11 protein-coding genes are annotated in these 15,867 nt (G+C 61.6%); 4 read left to right on the forward strand and 7 right to left on the reverse strand.

The window, feature by feature from the left end:
• Window positions 1–160: 160 nt before the first annotated feature.
• Complete coding sequence (locus tag EK23_RS14675; protein ID WP_045226134.1) at window positions 161–2,524, forward strand: serine/threonine protein kinase; 2,364 nt, start codon at window positions 161–163, stop codon at window positions 2,522–2,524.
• Window positions 2,525–2,609: 85 nt separating this feature from the next.
• Here EK23_RS14675 and EK23_RS14680 read toward each other — a convergent pair whose 3' ends face one another.
• Window positions 2,610–5,234, reverse strand: a complete 2,625-nt coding sequence (locus EK23_RS14680) for a PKD domain-containing protein (RefSeq protein ID WP_158002517.1) — start codon at window positions 5,232–5,234, stop codon at window positions 2,610–2,612.
• A gap of 112 nt (window positions 5,235–5,346) precedes the next feature.
• Between EK23_RS14680 and EK23_RS23685 the strand changes: the two genes are divergently transcribed.
• On the forward strand, window positions 5,347–5,640 hold the full coding sequence (locus tag EK23_RS23685) for a hypothetical protein (RefSeq protein ID WP_158002518.1): 294 nt from the start codon (window positions 5,347–5,349) through the stop codon (window positions 5,638–5,640).
• Window positions 5,641–6,069: 429 nt separating this feature from the next.
• Here EK23_RS23685 and recG read toward each other — a convergent pair whose 3' ends face one another.
• From recG to EK23_RS14710, 6 genes are all read right to left on the reverse strand, one after another.
• The gene (gene recG, locus EK23_RS14685) at window positions 6,070–8,151 is read right to left on the reverse strand and encodes an ATP-dependent DNA helicase RecG (protein ID WP_045226136.1); all 2,082 of its coding nucleotides are present in this window, start codon (window positions 8,149–8,151) and stop codon (window positions 6,070–6,072) included.
• Window positions 8,152–8,169: 18 nt separating this feature from the next.
• Entirely contained in the window at window positions 8,170–8,556 is a 387-nt protein-coding gene (locus EK23_RS14690; protein WP_045226137.1) for a RidA family protein, read from the reverse strand.
• Window positions 8,553–10,697 (reverse strand): RelA/SpoT family protein, encoded by a 2,145-nt coding sequence (locus EK23_RS14695; RefSeq protein ID WP_045226196.1) that lies wholly within the window; start codon window positions 10,695–10,697, stop codon window positions 8,553–8,555. Before EK23_RS14695 ends, EK23_RS14690 begins: the two co-directional genes overlap by 4 nt.
• 154 nt (window positions 10,698–10,851) lie before the next feature.
• On the reverse strand, window positions 10,852–11,136 hold the full coding sequence (gene rpoZ, locus EK23_RS14700; RefSeq protein ID WP_045226138.1) for a DNA-directed RNA polymerase subunit omega: 285 nt from the start codon (window positions 11,134–11,136) through the stop codon (window positions 10,852–10,854).
• Between the two features lie 181 nt (window positions 11,137–11,317).
• Complete coding sequence (locus tag EK23_RS14705) at window positions 11,318–12,493, reverse strand: phosphoglycerate kinase (protein ID WP_045226139.1); 1,176 nt, start codon at window positions 12,491–12,493, stop codon at window positions 11,318–11,320.
• 69 nt (window positions 12,494–12,562) lie between these two features.
• Entirely contained in the window at window positions 12,563–13,120 is a 558-nt protein-coding gene (locus EK23_RS14710; RefSeq protein ID WP_045226140.1) for a thioredoxin family protein, read from the reverse strand.
• Window positions 13,121–13,233: 113 nt separating this feature from the next.
• Here EK23_RS14710 and EK23_RS21885 point away from each other — a divergent pair, with 113 nt between their 5' ends.
• Both EK23_RS21885 and EK23_RS14720 read left to right on the forward strand, forming a co-directional pair.
• On the forward strand, window positions 13,234–15,126 hold the full coding sequence (locus EK23_RS21885) for a vWA domain-containing protein (protein WP_052808204.1): 1,893 nt from the start codon (window positions 13,234–13,236) through the stop codon (window positions 15,124–15,126).
• The gene (locus EK23_RS14720) at window positions 15,123–15,854 is read left to right on the forward strand and encodes a hypothetical protein (protein WP_045226141.1); all 732 of its coding nucleotides are present in this window, start codon (window positions 15,123–15,125) and stop codon (window positions 15,852–15,854) included. Before EK23_RS21885 ends, EK23_RS14720 begins: the two co-directional genes overlap by 4 nt.
• Window positions 15,855–15,867 lie beyond the last annotated feature (13 nt).

Raw genomic sequence — 15,867 nt, forward strand, 5'->3', positions numbered from 1 at the left:
TTTATCATTAAATTTCAGTATTTTACCTTAAGCCTTCGAATTGCATTCAAACCTGCCGCACCGGTCCGGCCGACGATGATGGTTCACTATCGCAACCCGACTGGTTATAGTGGAACGAATTCTGACCGATTAGGCTCGTCAGGACGCCATACCCGCGCCCATGCAAAACATTCGTCAACCCATCCCCCTCACGCCCGGCTACCGGCTTCAAAACTGGTATGAGATCGGCCGCGTGCTGGGGCGAGGAAATATCGGCGTCACCTACCAGGCCCACGACTGCAACCTGGAACGCACCGTCGCCATCAAGGAATACCTCCCGGTAAGCTTGGCGGCCCGCGAGAGTGGCGTTTTCGTGCAACCCTCGGACACTCACGATGAGGACTCGTACCACATCGGGGTCGAGGCCTTCCTGGACGAAGCGCGGGTTCTGGCTAAATTGGACCACCCCAATGTCCCCAGCATCATCAACGTTTTCGTGGCGCACAACACGGCCTACATGGTGATGAGCTTCGAGGAGGGCGAAACGCTGGAGTCCATACTGCAGCGTCGACGCACCCTGGAGGAAGGCGAACTCCTGCATCTGCTGATGCCCTTGCTCAGCGCGCTGGAACGTCTGCATGACATTGGGCATATACACGGCGACCTGACGCCGACGCACATCATGGTAAGGCCGGATGGCAGCCCGGTCATGCTGGACTTTGGCGGCACCCGACGCATGGTCTCGGAACTCACCCACTCGCTGCATGCATCCCCCGGTTTTTCGGCGCCTGAAATCTACTTTGGCAAGAAGGATCAGATCGGTCCCGCCGCGGATATTTATGGGCTTGCGGCCGTGCTTTACCGTGCGGTCACCGGCGTGACCCCACCCGATGCCCTGGAACGAAGCCGCAGCATGCTCAGCGAATCACGCGACCCGCTGATGCCGTGCCTGCAGATGGGCGGACAGCGTTACAGCGAAAGCCTGCTGCGCACCATCGACAGTGGCCTCAGGCTGGACCGTGACGAACGCCCCAAGACCATCGCGGCCTGGCGCCGCGAATTCGGCTCATCGCCGATCGGCGGCATGGAGAGTGTGCGACTGCGCGCCGATTCCGACCCCGGATTCGCCGCCGCAGGTCGGCGGCCCCGGCGCAGCCGGAGTGAAGAAGAGGGATCACGTACGCTTCTGGTGGCGGGCGGACTTCTGGCGGTCGTTTTGCTGCTGCTCGCCGGGCGCGCCTTGCTCAACCGCGAGGATGAAGCCCCATCGGTCGAATCGGCGGCACAGAAACCGCCAGCGGAAGCCGCCGCAATTCCATCCCTGCCTCCGGTAGCTGCGGCGGCGGCCACTCCCGCGCCAAGTTCCGACATCCGCAAGGAGCCCGAGCGCACGACTGCGTCGCCCTCGCCGCGCGCGGCACAGGACGATTTGCTGGCGGACAAGGTGCTTGCCCTGTTGTCAGCGGCCCGCGACGACATGGATGCGGGACGTCAACTGAGCCCTGCCGACGACAATGCCCTCGCCAAGTTCAGGGCCGTTCTGGCGTTGAATCCAGGGCATGCGGAAGCTCGCGAAGGCCTGAACCGGATCGCCAACGAACTGATCGCGAAAGCGCAGGAGGCCTCCCGAAGGCGCGACTGGAGCAAGGCGCAGGGCTACCTGGATCAGGCAGGTTCGGTACTTCCGGGCCTGGACAAACTCGCTGCTGCGCGCAAGGAACTGCATGCCCATATGCTGGAGAGCTCGCCGGTCCAGCCGCAGGAGTCACCGAAACCGACTGGCGCAGCGGCACAGGCCCAGCATCTGGCCAGTGTTGCGCGCCGAGCGATCGCGCGCAAGCAGTGGCAGAAGGCCGGAGCAGACATCAACAAGATTGCCGCTTTCATGCCCCAGTATGAGGAACTCCCGGCCCTGCGGCAGGAACTGGCCGACGCGCTGCAACGACAGCCAGCGGAGGTTCCCCCGCCTCCCAGCGGAGAACTGTCTCGGGGCGCCAAACGCGAACTTCAGACATACATCAAGCGTGCAAGAACCGCCCTGCAGCGGCATCATTGGGACAAGGCGAATTACTACATTGGCAAGGCCGCCGCCCTGACGCCGGATTCGGAAGAAGTTTCCGCCCTTCAGGGCGAATTGAATGCCGCACTCAGGGAGGCGCCCGCGCCGGTGGAGCCGGTGGCGGTTCCCCCACCGCAAAACGCGCCGACTGCTGCGGCGCAAGTCGCCATCCGTGGCGCCAGCGTCAGCCTGCCCGTTGCCTCGCCTGGCCAAACCATCGAATTTGAAACCGATTTCGTGCTTGAACTACCGCAGGGCGAGCGGGAACGCCAAGTCACAGCGACCTGGTCCCTGATCCACAATGGGCGCCGGATAGGAAAGCAGGGTGAGGCGTCGATGCCGCTCAAGTCGGGCAGCCATTCCACCCGTACCGAACTGGAACTGCCTGCCAGCATGAAGGCCGGAACCTATGTGGTGGAACATCGGATTGGAGCGGGCAACAGTCAGGACGTTGCCCGCTCCAGCTTTCAAGTGACGCATCCTTAATGCCAGCGGCACAGCGGAACGCGCCGTATTGCGGAAGCGGGGTCCGACACAGCGTGCCCGAACCCCGCGGAACCGGCGGCCCGTGCTAGCCGCTCGATAGACTCAAGCCGCGCTCCGGCCGGCTGAAGTTATGGCAGGCGGCGCAGTCCTTGCGCTTATCCTGCACATGACGGCTATGAACGGACGTGAATGTGCGCCCGCTGCTCTCCACGCTGTGGCATTGACGGCACACCGTGTTGAATGTGCCATCGAGGGTTGCCTGTCGAGTCCCCTGCACCGCGCTGGCTCCCGTGCGCAGACCATATCCCAGCTTACCCTTAAGATCCATCCGCACCGGACCGCCGGTCAAGGCCGAGTGGCAGGCGCCACAGGCCAGAGCGCTCGATGAACTGTCCACACCGTGATTGATGGTCTGGTAGGTATGCACCGGCACCACCTCGTAGTCGTCGGTGGACGCCATACCGGGCGTGTTCGCCATACCGTTGCGGACGGCCGTATCGAAGTCCCCCGTTCGGAAGAACTCGAAGGTCGAGTGTGCAACGAGGGTATCGGTCGCCTTGTGGCGGGCAAGCTTGCCCCAATGCTCCTTCATCGGATAGAGCTTGGCCGCGCTACTGGCAACTCCGCCGTTGGGCGCGCCCAGGACGTAGGCGGCACTGGTCGTTCCGAGGCTGGTCGCCACCGCCGAGGGCAGAACCTTGGTCGGCACATCGCCAGCCGGCCCTCCATGCAAGACCTCACCGATGTAGTACACGCGGCTGGTGCCATCGAACCATTCATAGGTCGGCACCAGATTGCTGCCCTCTTCCACCTTGGGCAGCCATCCGCCACGCCCATTGCAGGCCGTCTGCGAAACTTGTGGTGTTTGCCAGTCACGCAGGATTTCCGTCGCGATGCCAACGCCGTTGACCACCTTCGCATAGGTGGGAATGTGGCAGGTTTGACAGGCCACCTTCATGGCATGCTTGTCCCGGCTGGAACCGGTCGTTGCGCTGTAATCGCCATGTGGGCGATTGCTGTGACACCCCGCACTGTCGCAGGTGAAACGGGCGCTAACGTCGTTGGCGCGCAAGTCCAAGCCGCGGCCCCTGACGCGATGCCCTTCGCCCTTGTCCCCGGGCGCGTTATGACAGGTGGAGCAGGTCTGATTGGCGCCGGCTGGACTCATGTGCACATCCATCTCGACCGGAGGGCTGATGAGGGCGGTAGACAGATCGCCGCGCTTGGCGCCGTTTGCTCCCGCTGCTCCAGCGTGGCAGCTCAGACAGGACTTACGTGTGGTCGGATGCACGGTGCGAGCGGCCTCAAGGGCCGTGATGGGCATCTTTGCCGTGGGCATGCCGGCGAGTTCCGGATTGGTCGGGTCTGCCGGAACGAACTGGAAGTCCTTGGTCACCTGATCAAGCACGGGGATTCCCTTCAGACCGACCCGGGTAACCTGCCCAGTCAATGCAGCCGAAAGAATGCCGTTCTGATCTTCGACCACGTTCTCCAAGACCATGTTTTCGAAGTAACCGGCCGCCGGATTGGGGAAGCGCTTGTAGACCTCCTGGTGACACGTCATACAATCCACGTTCGACAGCTGCTTATGGGCCTCTTCGGAGCCCAGCGGCAATTTCTCGAATTCCGACTGCGCCATCGGGAATCGACCATTGCCCACATGGCAGTTGGCGCAGGTAAAACGTGGCGATGTGGTTGGGCTGCCGCAATAGGTGTTGAGGCCGTCAGCTACCAGTTCCCCCGCGGCTTTCGCTGGATGCTTTCCGGCCCTGGCAAAGTTGGCCGGTATGTTGGTCACATTCGGGAACGCTCCACCCTGCTGATAATGCACAGAACCGTGCATGTCCCGCGCCTGCTTCTCGTGACAGGTGACGCAGACTTCAGGCCCCGTGTAATTCTGGATGCATTCCGCATGGGCCGTCTTGCCATCCGTGGGCACCGGACTGCAGGAAACCGCGGCAGGTGTCGGCGATGGACTCGGGCTCGGGCTTGCTGTCGGTGACGGACTGGGGCTGGGACTTGCCGTGGGCTGTGGAGTACTCGACGGAAGTGGGGTCGCGGTGGGCTCTGGCGTAGCCGTAGGCGAGGGCGTTGGGGTCGGAGTCGGTGAAGGACTGGGCGGAGGTGGTGCGTTGACGCTGATTCGCACCGTGTCCGCTGAACTGCGGCCGCCTTTATCGTCGGTCACGACCAGCGAGAAAACGTACTGCCCTGCCGAAAGGTTCAAGGTCGGATTTACGACGTCGGCAGGGTCCGGGGTGCCGGTCCAGGTGTAGGTCGCAATGCTGCCATCCGGGTCGCTGGAGCCCGATCCATCCAGGCTCACCGAGACCGTTCCCATCTCGTTGGCCAGCATCAGCACCTGATCTGGACCCGCACTGGCTGTCGGTAACTGGTTGGCGGGCGCGCTATCACAATTGGACGGCGCATTGGATACCCTGCTTTCGTCCGTATCGCCATTCGAAACAGCACGTACCCGGCAGGGAACCGTGGCCGGCTGATTGATGGTTACTCGCCAGTCGCCTCCGCTGCTAGCAGTCACGTTGGCAATTTGCCGCCCGGTTGCCACGGAAAATAGCGTAACCGTGGCGCGATCATCTGCCTCACCGGAAATGGTCAAGCGCTTGTAGGTGGCGCTCCAACTCGCGCTTTTGATATCCAGCCCGCCTGCCTGCGCCGAAGCGTCGAACAAAGCGAGGGCTGTTAACATCAGCAACAACCAAGGCCGCTTTAGTTTTCGTTCCCGTATCATTGGATTGTCTCCTCATGACTGGTTGAACTGCAATGCCCGAACGGCCATTGCCGGAGATCCGGCCCCGTCCTTGAATAACGGAACCCTTTCCGGCCAAAAAGGCGCGTTGATCATCGATCTACAACTGCAGCAAGCCTCGGGGCCCACCGCGGCGGCACGACCTTGGAGTGATTCGAAACCAATTGAAAATCCGGCCGCCCGATCATCCAAGCCTTTACGACGAATGGATGACGAACGCACCGAAGCTGCTGAGGCCGGCTTGCTTGCTTTCTTTCTGGTTTTTCGTGAAAGCCAGTCGCGAGATATCTCGGTCCATTATTATTTTTCTTTATTGAACACTTTTACCGCGCGCGGCTGCAGCTAGCCGCGACGGTACTTGCATCACCTTTCAGAACAACCCGGCGTCCGGGTAACCCCATAGGGAAAGACACCGCTTTCGCTATGAGTCAGTAAAATTAGCAGCAAACCTTGAATGGTCAATCAGACTATGTCTCAGAACTGCTATTTTTCCGCACAAACTCGCAATTAATATGAAACTTTAGTATCAGATAATTTCAGTCTGGCAAATCCGTGCAGTCGGCCACTTGTGGCTTGATGAGAGCGGAATGCCAGGAAAGCATGGCTTCGAATTCAGGCGCGTCGAGAAGCCCTGCTGTTGAAGGCGGCAAGCACCGCATAAGGTGTTTGAGGGCGGTTCAGGGGGGGACGTGGATACAAAGCGCCCGCGGATGGAAATCAGGGAGACGTGCAGTAGAAATCAACTGCCTGAGTGAACGCGCACACAAGGAGGTGTTTAGACTTCGGCGTAGCGGCCGGCATCACCGAGCCAGCGCCGCAAGAGCGGCCCAACCCGCTCCGGGTGGTTTCGCAGCAGCGCATCAGCCGCAGCCTTTACCGCATCGAGCAGCGCTTCATCGCGAGCGAGATCGGCCACCTTGAATTGCACCTGGCCTGTTTGTCGGACCCCGAGCAGTTCGCCAGGCCCTCGCAATTGCAGGTCTCTTTCCGCGATCAGGAAGCCGTCGGCGGTCTCACGTAAAATGCCCAAGCGCTGCTTGGCCGTGTCTGTCAGGGGCGGCTGATACATTAGCAGGCAATGACTTTCACCAGGCCCGCGCCCTACCCGTCCGCGCAGCTGATGCAGCTGCGCCAGGCCCAGCCGCTCGGGGTTCTCTATGACCATCAGGCCGGCATTGGGCACGTCCACACCGACCTCGATCACCGTCGTCGCCACCAGCAAGTCAACCTCGGCTGCCTTGAAAGCCGCCATGACCACATCCTTCTCCGCAGACTTCATGCGCCCGTGAATCAGGCCGACGCGAACCTCAGGCAGCGCTTCGCGTAACAACGCGGCAGTCTTCTCCGCCGCCTCGCACTGCAGCGTCTCCGATTCCTCGATCAGGGTGCAGACCCAATAGGCCTGCCGTCCTTGCGCTACCCAATCGACGATACGGGCGATCACCTCGGGCCTGCGGGTGGCGGGAATGACGGCGGTCTTGACGGGGGTGCGGCCGGGAGGCAGTTCGTCGATCACGGAAATGTCGAGATCCGCATAACCCAGCATGGCAAGGGTCCGGGGTATGGGCGTCGCCGTCATGATCAGCTGATGCGGGGTGAGACCGTCATGCCTGCCTTTTTCTCGTAAGGCCAAGCGCTGATGCACACCAAAGCGGTGCTGCTCGTCGATGATGACCAGACCCAGCCTTTGGAAGCGGACCTCGTCCTGGAACAAGGCATGCGTCCCCAAGACGACCCCGGCTTCCCCTTCCGCGATGACTCTCAGCGTCTCGCGCCGGGCGGCTCCCTTGAGGCGTCCGGCCAGGAACACCACTTGCGCCCCGAGAGGCTCCAGCCACTGGCGAAAACTACGGACATGCTGCTCGGCCAGCAGCTCCGTTGGCGCCATCACCGCCACCTGGAAATTGGCTGACAACGCGGTAAGGGCCGCCCGAGCAGCCACGACGGTCTTGCCGGAGCCGACATCGCCCTGAACCAGACGCATCATGGGCTGTGGCCCCTGGAGATCGGCGGCGATCTCGGCAATCACCCGCCGCTGCGCCCCCGTGAGTCCGAACGGCAGGGCCTGCTCGAAGTGATGGGTGGCGGCTTTTGACAAGGTCAAGCGCGGCGCGCTATGACAGCGGACTTGTGTCCGGAAGCGGCTCAGGCTCAGATGATGGGCCAGCAGTTCCTCGAAGGCCAGTCGCTGCTGCGCTATGCGCAAGGTCTGTGGCGAGGCGCCGGGCTCGGGCAGATGCAGCATACGCAGCGCTTCCGCCAGGACAGGAAAGCGATGTCGCTGGCGCACAGCCTCGGGCAGCATCTCCGGTAGCGTGCCGGGGGCCAGATGAAGCAGGTTCAACGCCTGCCCGATGAGGCCGCGCAGGGTCTTCTGGTGCAAGCCTTCGGTAAGCGGATAGACGGGCGTCAGGCTCGCGCTGAGAGGCGCCGCCTCCGGCGAATCGAGCACCTGGTATTCAGGGTGCACCATCTCCAGGCCGTAATAGCCCTCGCGCGCCTCACCAAAGCAGCGCAGCCGCGTGCCAACCTTCAGGCGCGTACGCTGCTCGGCACTGAAATGAAAGAAGCGCAGATTGATGCCGCCACTGCCGTCGCTGATGCGGCAGACGAGGGCGCGGCGTCCCTTGGCCGCCAGATCGGTCAGTTCGACCATGCCCTCGATCTGGGCTTGAACGCCGTGGCGCAAAGCGCCAATCGGGGTCAGCGAGGTGCGGTCTTCGTAGCGGAGAGGAAGGTGAAATAGCAGATCATGGACGCTGTATATCCCCAGCCTCGCCAGCCGTTCCTGGGTCTTGCCGCCGGCGCCGCGCAGGCACGCCAGCGGCTGGCCGTCCAGGGCCGGGGCGGACACCATGAAAAAACGGCGATCGGACTAGCCCGCCAGAACCATCACACCGTCCATTTCGACGCCGGCGCCGCGTGGCAGCGACGCCACGCCGATAGCCGCCCGCGCCGGGTAAGGCTCGGCGAAATAGCCGGCCATGATCTCGTTGACCAGGGGGAAGTGCGCGAGATCCGTGAGAAAGATGTTGAGCTTGACGATGTCCTGCAAACTGCCGCCCGCCGCCTCCGCCACTGCGCTCAAGTTGTCGAAGACACGGCGGATCTGGACATCCATTCCGCCTTCGACCAGGGTCATGGTGGCAGGGTCCAGGGGAATCTGGCCGGATAGATAGACGGTGTCGCCGACCTTGACCGCCTGGGAATAGGTGCCTATGGCTTTGGGTGCGCGGTCGGTGTGGATGATGCTCTTGCTCATAATCTGCTTTTTCGAAGTTCTGTCTTGAGTCGGGAAATCTTCAGCACCACCGACAGCCGGCGCAATTCCCGCATCACGTTGGCGAGGTGCACGCGGTCCTTGACCATCAAGGTGATGATGTCCGTGGAGACCTCGCTGTCCTGGTTGGTGATCTGCACGTTTTCGATGTTGGCGCGCATGCGGGAAATGGTCGAGGCGACCTTGGCCAGGGTGCCCAGTTTATTGAGCAGCTCAAGGCGAACTTCAACCGGAAATTCGCCAGCCACCTGCTTGTGCCATTCCACTTCCAGCCAGTTCACCTGCTTTTTGCGCAGTTCGTTGACGTTCTTGCACTCGTTCAAATGAACCACGATGCCCTTGCCGGGATTGAAGAAGCCGACAATGGGATCGCCAGGAATGGGACGGCAGCATTTCGCCAAGCTCACCACCATGCCCTCGCTGCCCTTGATGATGAGAGGCGCGCGTGCCGGCTTCCTCTCGCCTTCAGCCGCCTTCGCTTCGGCCTGGATCTCCTCGTGCATCAACAGCCGCACCACGAGGAATGGCAGGCGGTTGCCGAGGCCGATGTCCTCCAGCAGAATCTCGAGGGATGGCGCGTCCAGCGAGTCCAACAACTCTCCCAGCCGTTCCGCCGGAATGTCCTCGAGGCGCATGCCGCGCTCGCTGAGTTCTTTCTCCAAGAGGCGCCGCCCCAGCGCGATGGCCTCCTGCTTCTTGAAGTTGCGCAGGTAACTGCGAATCGCGGAGCGGGCTTTTGCGGTGACCACATAATTCAGCCACAGCGGATTGGGCCTGGCCCAGGGGGCAGTGATGATCTCCACCGTCTGGCCGTTTTCGAGCACCGTCTGCAAGGGCGCCAGCACACGGTCGATGCGTGCGGAGACGCAGGCGTTGCCGATGTCGGTGTGCACGGTGTAGGCGAAATCAACGATGGTGGCCCCGCGCGGTAGCTTGATGATCTTGCCCTTGGGGGTCAGCACGTAGACTTCGTGCTGGAACAGGTCGACCTTGAGGTTGTCCAGGAACTCCAGGGAATCGCCGGCGTTCTTTTGGATCTCCAGCAGATCGCGCAGCCACTCGTGGGCCCGCGTCTGCGAGCTGGATACCTGATCCGCCTCCGACTTGTACAGCCAGTGAGCGGCGATGCCGCATTCGGCCATGTGGTGCATGGCGCGGGTACGAATCTGGATTTCCAGCGGCAGTCCGTAAGGGCCTACCAGCGTGGTGTGCAGGGATTGGTAGCCGTTGGCCTTGGGTACCGCAATATAGTCCTTGAAGCGCCCCGGCACCGGCTTGTACAGATTGTGCGATGCCCCCAGGGAACGGTAACAGTCGTCCACGCCGTCGGTGACGATGCGAAACGCATACACGTCGAACACTTCCGAGAACGACAGGCGTTTCCCGCGCATCTTCTGGTAGATGCTGTACAAGTGCTTCTCCCGCCCCAGCACCTGGCACCCGGTCATGCCGCTTTCGACGAGTCGCTTGTTGATAGTACTCTCGATGGTGGCCACCACTTCCTTGCGGTTGCCACGCGCCTTCTTGACCGAATGCTCGAGCACCCGATACCGCATGGGGTAAAGCGCGTGAAAGCCCAGGTCCTCAAGGGCCAGCCGCATCTCATTCATACCCAGGCGGTTGGCGATGGGGGCGTAAATGTCCAGGGTCTCGCGGGCTATGCGGCGACGCCGCTCCGCGCTCATAACCCCCAGGGTGCGCATGTTATGGAGCCGGTCGGCGAGCTTTACCATGATCACCCGCAGGTCCTTTACCATCGCCATGACCATCTTGCGCACATTCTGCGCCTGGGCCTCCGCACGGGACTTGCAATCCAACTGGGTCAGCTTGCTGACGCCGTCCACGAGATTGGCCACTTCCTCGCCAAACTGCTTGGCAAGGTCTTCCTTCGATACGAAGGTGTCCTCGATCACGTCGTGCAACAGACCCGCCATCACGCCGCGGGCATCCATGTGCATATCGGCTAGGATCATGGCCACGGAGATGGGATGGCACACGTAGGGTTCGCCGCTGATGCGGAACTGCCCTTCATGCGCACGGTTGGCCAGTTCGTAGGCGCGGCGCACATCGCCCACCTGTGCCTCATCCAAATACTCGGACAAAGTGGCGCACAGCCGGCGGATGAGCTTCTCCTGAGGCTGCTCGGCGGTCTCAAGCGCGGGACTGTCCGAGGTCGGGGCGGAGCGATCGGGCGCATGGGGAACCAGTCCCGCTGCGCTTTCGGCCCTGATTCCTGCCCCCGTACTGACTGCCACGGTACGCTCCGATCTCTGATTCTTAGAGGTCGTCGTCTTCCATGTCGGCGATGTCGTCGTGCATCCTGAAGGTGGGCCGTTCCACCTGATAACGCTCCTGACGCGGGGCCTCCTTCAGGTATTCGCGCGTAATCTCGCCCGCCGCGATCTCGCGCAATGCCAGCACCGTGGGCTTGTCATTGCTCCAGGGCAGCTTGGCGTCGTCAGGGTGGCGGCTCAACTGGCGCGCGCGCTTTGCACCCAACAGAACCAGTTGAAAGCGGTTATCCACCTTGTCCAGACAATCTTCGACGGTAACTCGTGCCATGCGGCGATTCCTCATCAAATAAAGAAAAATGTAAAGCTGTTGTAAAAGACCAATATTAGTTGCTTTTTATCCCAATCCCCTCGCCGTGTACAGCTATGCCCAGGAAACTGAGAAAAAAACAGGGCGCGAGGGGCGGCTCTCGCCATCCCTCGCGCCCCTTTCCTAATTGCGACGAAACGGACTAGGCGCGCTCTTCCAAAATCGCGACGGCCGGCAGCACTTTGCCTTCCAGGTATTCCAGAAACGCACCGCCTGCTGTGGATATGTACGAAACCTTGTCGTAGATGCCGTACTTCTGGATGGCGGCAATGGTGTCGCCGCCGCCCGCCAGGGTAAAGGCCGAGGTCTTGGCGATGGCATTGGCTACTGTCTTGGTTCCCGCCCCGAACTGGTCGAACTCGAACACGCCCACAGGGCCGTTCCAGACCACGGTGCCGGCCTTCATGATCACATCCGCCAGTTCCTGCGCCGACTTAGGACCGATGTCGAAAATCATGTCGTCATCGTCCACGGCGCCCGCGTCTTTCAGCACCGCCGGTTCATTGGCGTCGAACTGCTTGCCCACGACCACATCCTGCGCGATCGGGATAGTGGCGCCGCGTGCCGACATTTTCTCCATCAGCGTTTTGGCGGTGGGAACCAGGTCATCTTCGCACAAGGACTTGCCCACGTTTTTTCCCACGGCTTTGAGGAAGGTATTGGCGATGCCGCCCCCAACCACCAGTTGGTCGACCTTCTCGGAAAGCGACTCGAGCACCGTCAACTTGGTGGATACCTTGCTGCCGCCGACGATAGCCACCAAAGGCCGCGCCGGACTGGCCAGAGCCTTGCCCAGGGCTTCCAGTTCCTCGGTCAGCAAAATGCCGGCACAGGCAACCGGCGCGTACTTGGCGACGCCATGGGTGGAGGCCTCGGCCCGGTGCGCCGTGCCAAATGCATCCATGACGAAAACATCGCAAAGCGCGGCATATTTTTGCGCCGTCTCATCAATATTCTTCTTCTCACCCTTGTTGAAACGGCAGTTCTCCAACACCACCAACTCGCCCTCGGCGACATCGAATCCGCCATCCACCCAGTCCCGAATCAGCCGTACCGGCTTACCCAGGCGACCTGCAATGTTGTCGGCCACCGGTTTGAGGGAATTTTCCTCCGAGTATTCACCCTCGGTGGGACGCCCCAGGTGCGACGTAACCATGACCCTCGCGCCGGCCTTGAGGCAGTGCTCGATAGTCGCCATGGACGCCGTGATGCGGGCGTCAGAGGTCACCTTGCCCTCTTTCACCGGCACGTTCAGATCGGCGCGGATCAACACCCGCTTGCCTTTGAGTTCCTGATCGATCATGCGCTTGAAAGCCATCGTGATTCTCCTTCCGTCGTTATTCTTGCTTATCGCTTGGTCTCCCGACATGGCGCTGGGCCATGGGGATCATTCTCCCCGCCATTTGATGGAACAGCCCATGCTCGGGATCTGCTCGGCGGGCCCCTGACCAGTCAGGGCCACTTGCTTCATGGCCTCGAACAGATCGCGGCGAACGTCGGGCGGAGCCGTCTCCTTGCGGCTGGCATCCAGGCGCCCGCGGTACTGCAGTTCCAACTGCCCATTGAAGCCGAAGAAATCCGGAGTACAGACCGCGCCGTAAGCTTTGGCGATTTCCTGGGTCTCGTCGTAGAGATACGGGAAGGGGTAGGCATGGGTCTCGGATACCCGCTTCATGTTATCGAAGGAATCCTCAGGGTAATCCGTTGGGTCGTTGGACATGATGGCAACCGCCTTGATGCCGAAATCGGCAAGCTCGCGCACGTCGCGCACGATGCGGTCCTGAACGGCCTTGACGAAAGGACAGTGGTTGCAGATGAACATCACCAGTAGGCCGTTTTCGCCACGGCATTTCGCCAGGTTCCAGCGCTGACCGTCGACTCCTGGCAGGTCGAAATCGACCGCTGGCTTTCCGAATTCGCAAACCGGTGTTTCAGTACTGGCCATGGCAAGATCCGTAGGACGATTATTACGCGATGATACCAGACTCTCCAACACCCGTCTCGACGCCACACGATCTTGCACTATATTGATCGAGAGCATCTTATTGGAATGGAGACATGCCACTCAAGGCACTGCTGATATGTGCGGCGCTCCTGGGAATGGACCCGGTAGCGGCCAACGAGGAAGCCGCCCACGAGCAACCTGCAGCCACCGAGGGCCGGGCTGCCGACAGCGCTCCGGCCACCCACGAACATCCCCAAGCCGCTGAAAACCGGGCGCCTGACGGAGCCACGGCCGCCCCCGCGTCCGTCCCGCAACCAGCAGCTCATGAGGCCCCCGGATATGCGGTGCGCATCGTGATCGACACCTCGGGCAGCATGAAGCAGACGGACCCGAAGAATCTGCGGGTCCCGGCTCTCAAGTTGTTGGTCAATCTCCTGCCAGATGGAAGCGAAGCCGGCGTATGGCTGTTCGACAGCAAACCCGAGGAACTGGTGCCGGCAGGTCCCGTCAACCCTGAATGGAAAAAGCAGGCGACCCAGGCGGCCAACAGGATTCACTCCAAAGGTGCTTTCACCAACATCGAAGCTGCCCTGAGTGAGGCCGCCGCGGGCTGGCTGCCACCGGCCGAGCCGGGTCCGCGCCGCCGCCTCATCCTGCTGACGGATGGCATGGTCGACGTATCGAAGAACCCCGGAGAAAACGCCGCATCGCGTGAAGCCTTGCTGAACCGCCTGACGCCCGCGCTGCAGCAGGCGGGTATCGAGGTCTATACCATCGCGCTTTCAAGTCAGGCGGACGAAGCCCTGTTGCAGCAATTGACCCTAGCCAGCGGTGGCTGGAATGTGGTGGCGATGGATGCCGAACAACTGCAGCGGTCATTCCTGCAGTTGTTCAACCAATCCGTTCCCCATGACAGCGTTCCCATTCACGACAATGGATTCACCCTCGACGCAGGCGTGCATGAATTTACCCTTCTGGTGCTGCTGCAGGAAGGAGCGGCGCCAACGCGGCTGATTGCCCCCGACGGACAGGTTTTGACCCAAGACAGCACGGACCCGCAGCTGCGCTGGCTGCACCAGGGCAGCTTCGATCTGGTGACCATCACCGATCCCAAACCCGGCTTGTGGAAACTCGAGGCGAAACAGGATCCCGCCAACCAGGTGATGGTGGTTTCCGACCTCGCCATGGAACCCATGCGCATCGAAAGCTACCTGCAAGCGGGCGACCAACCCAGGATTGGCGTGGTCTTCAAGGATAAGGATCAACCCATCAGCCGGGAAGACTTTCTCGGCCTGCTGGTCGTCAAAGCCATTCTGCAAGGCCCCATGGGTCCCCAGGATCTCTCCCTGGCCCAGGTGCCGGACCAGCCAGGGGCTTTCGCCGCCCCGGAAGAACACCCGTTGCTGCCTGGTGATTACAACCTGACCATCCAAGCCGACGGCAAGACATTCCAGCGCGAGGCCCGGCAGAACTTTCGCGTCATGTCCGACCTACTTAAAGTGGAGGAGCACGCAGATGAGGGCGAAGAGCACGCCGGCACCACGATTTTGCTGACGCCAAATCCGCAAAGCCTTGCAAGCGACTCCCTCGCAATCCACGCCACAGTCACCGACCAAGCACAGCAGACCCGCGAACTGACCGCCGAGCACACGGACGACGCCTGGCAACTCAAGCTGCCGACGCCGGGCCCGGGTGACCAATGGATCGTCAATATCCAGGCCTCAGGCAAAACCCCCGAGGGAGCGCCGGTCACGGTGCCTCTCAAGCCCATCACCCTGACCGGCAGGCAGCCGGAACCTCCGGCAATGGCGCCGGAACCAATCCCACCGCCACCTCAGGCACCCGCCGCACCCGCTCCGGAGTGGGGGGTCGCCGCCGCCATCGCGGTTGCCGTCAACTTGGGCCTAATTCTGAGCGGGTACGGGATCGCGCGACTTCTGAAAAAGCGTCGGGACGCCGCCATCGCGCTCCTGCTGGATAAATTCTCCGCCGCACCCCCGCCATGATAGAGATCTCCACCATCATCGCTCTACTGGCCGCCGAATCGCTGGCCGCCATGTTCGCCATCCTGGTCGTGCTTGCGCTACGAGCGCTGTTACGCAACCGCCGCGAGGACCAGCATGCCAGCGTTCTGGTCGAACGCCTCACGCACGACCGCGACCCGCATGCCGCGGGCCTTGCAAAGAACCAGGCGCCCTGCGCCAATTGGAGCGAAACCGAAGCGCAGGCCCTGGCTGAAGCGGTCGGGAAACGGGAGCAGGCGCTCTATCACTGTGTGATCGAAGCCTTCGTCAAGCGCGACGCGGAAATCCTGGATCAGCTCGATGAGCACGTCCATGGACTTTCCGAGCCTTACTGCCAGGCGCTGAAAACCATGCTGGCACGCGCGAAAGAGGCCGGGCAGTCGGCCCTGGATCAGGCGCCGGCAGGGCCGAACCATAACCTTTCCGGCGAAAACGAAACCTTGCGCCAGCAAGTCGAGAAACTCAGCCAGGAATGCGAACTGATGCGGGCACAACTTGGAGAGATGTCGGCGACCAGCGAAAGGCTGCGGCAGGACCTGCAAGCGGCGCTGACCGAGTTGGAAGAAGTATCCGGCGAATATGCGCGCGTTTTCCATGAAAAGGGCGAAGGTGAATTGGAAGCGAGCCGGCAGCAAATGCTGGAACGTTTCCGGCTGGCCGCGGGACTCCTCGACGACTCGGCAGACGCCACCGAAAGCGACTCCACATGAACCTGCTGCACAC

Origin of the sequence: Methyloterricola oryzae (assembly GCF_000934725.1) — a bacterium.
Lineage (GTDB): Bacteria > Pseudomonadota > Gammaproteobacteria > Methylococcales > Methylococcaceae > Methyloterricola > Methyloterricola oryzae.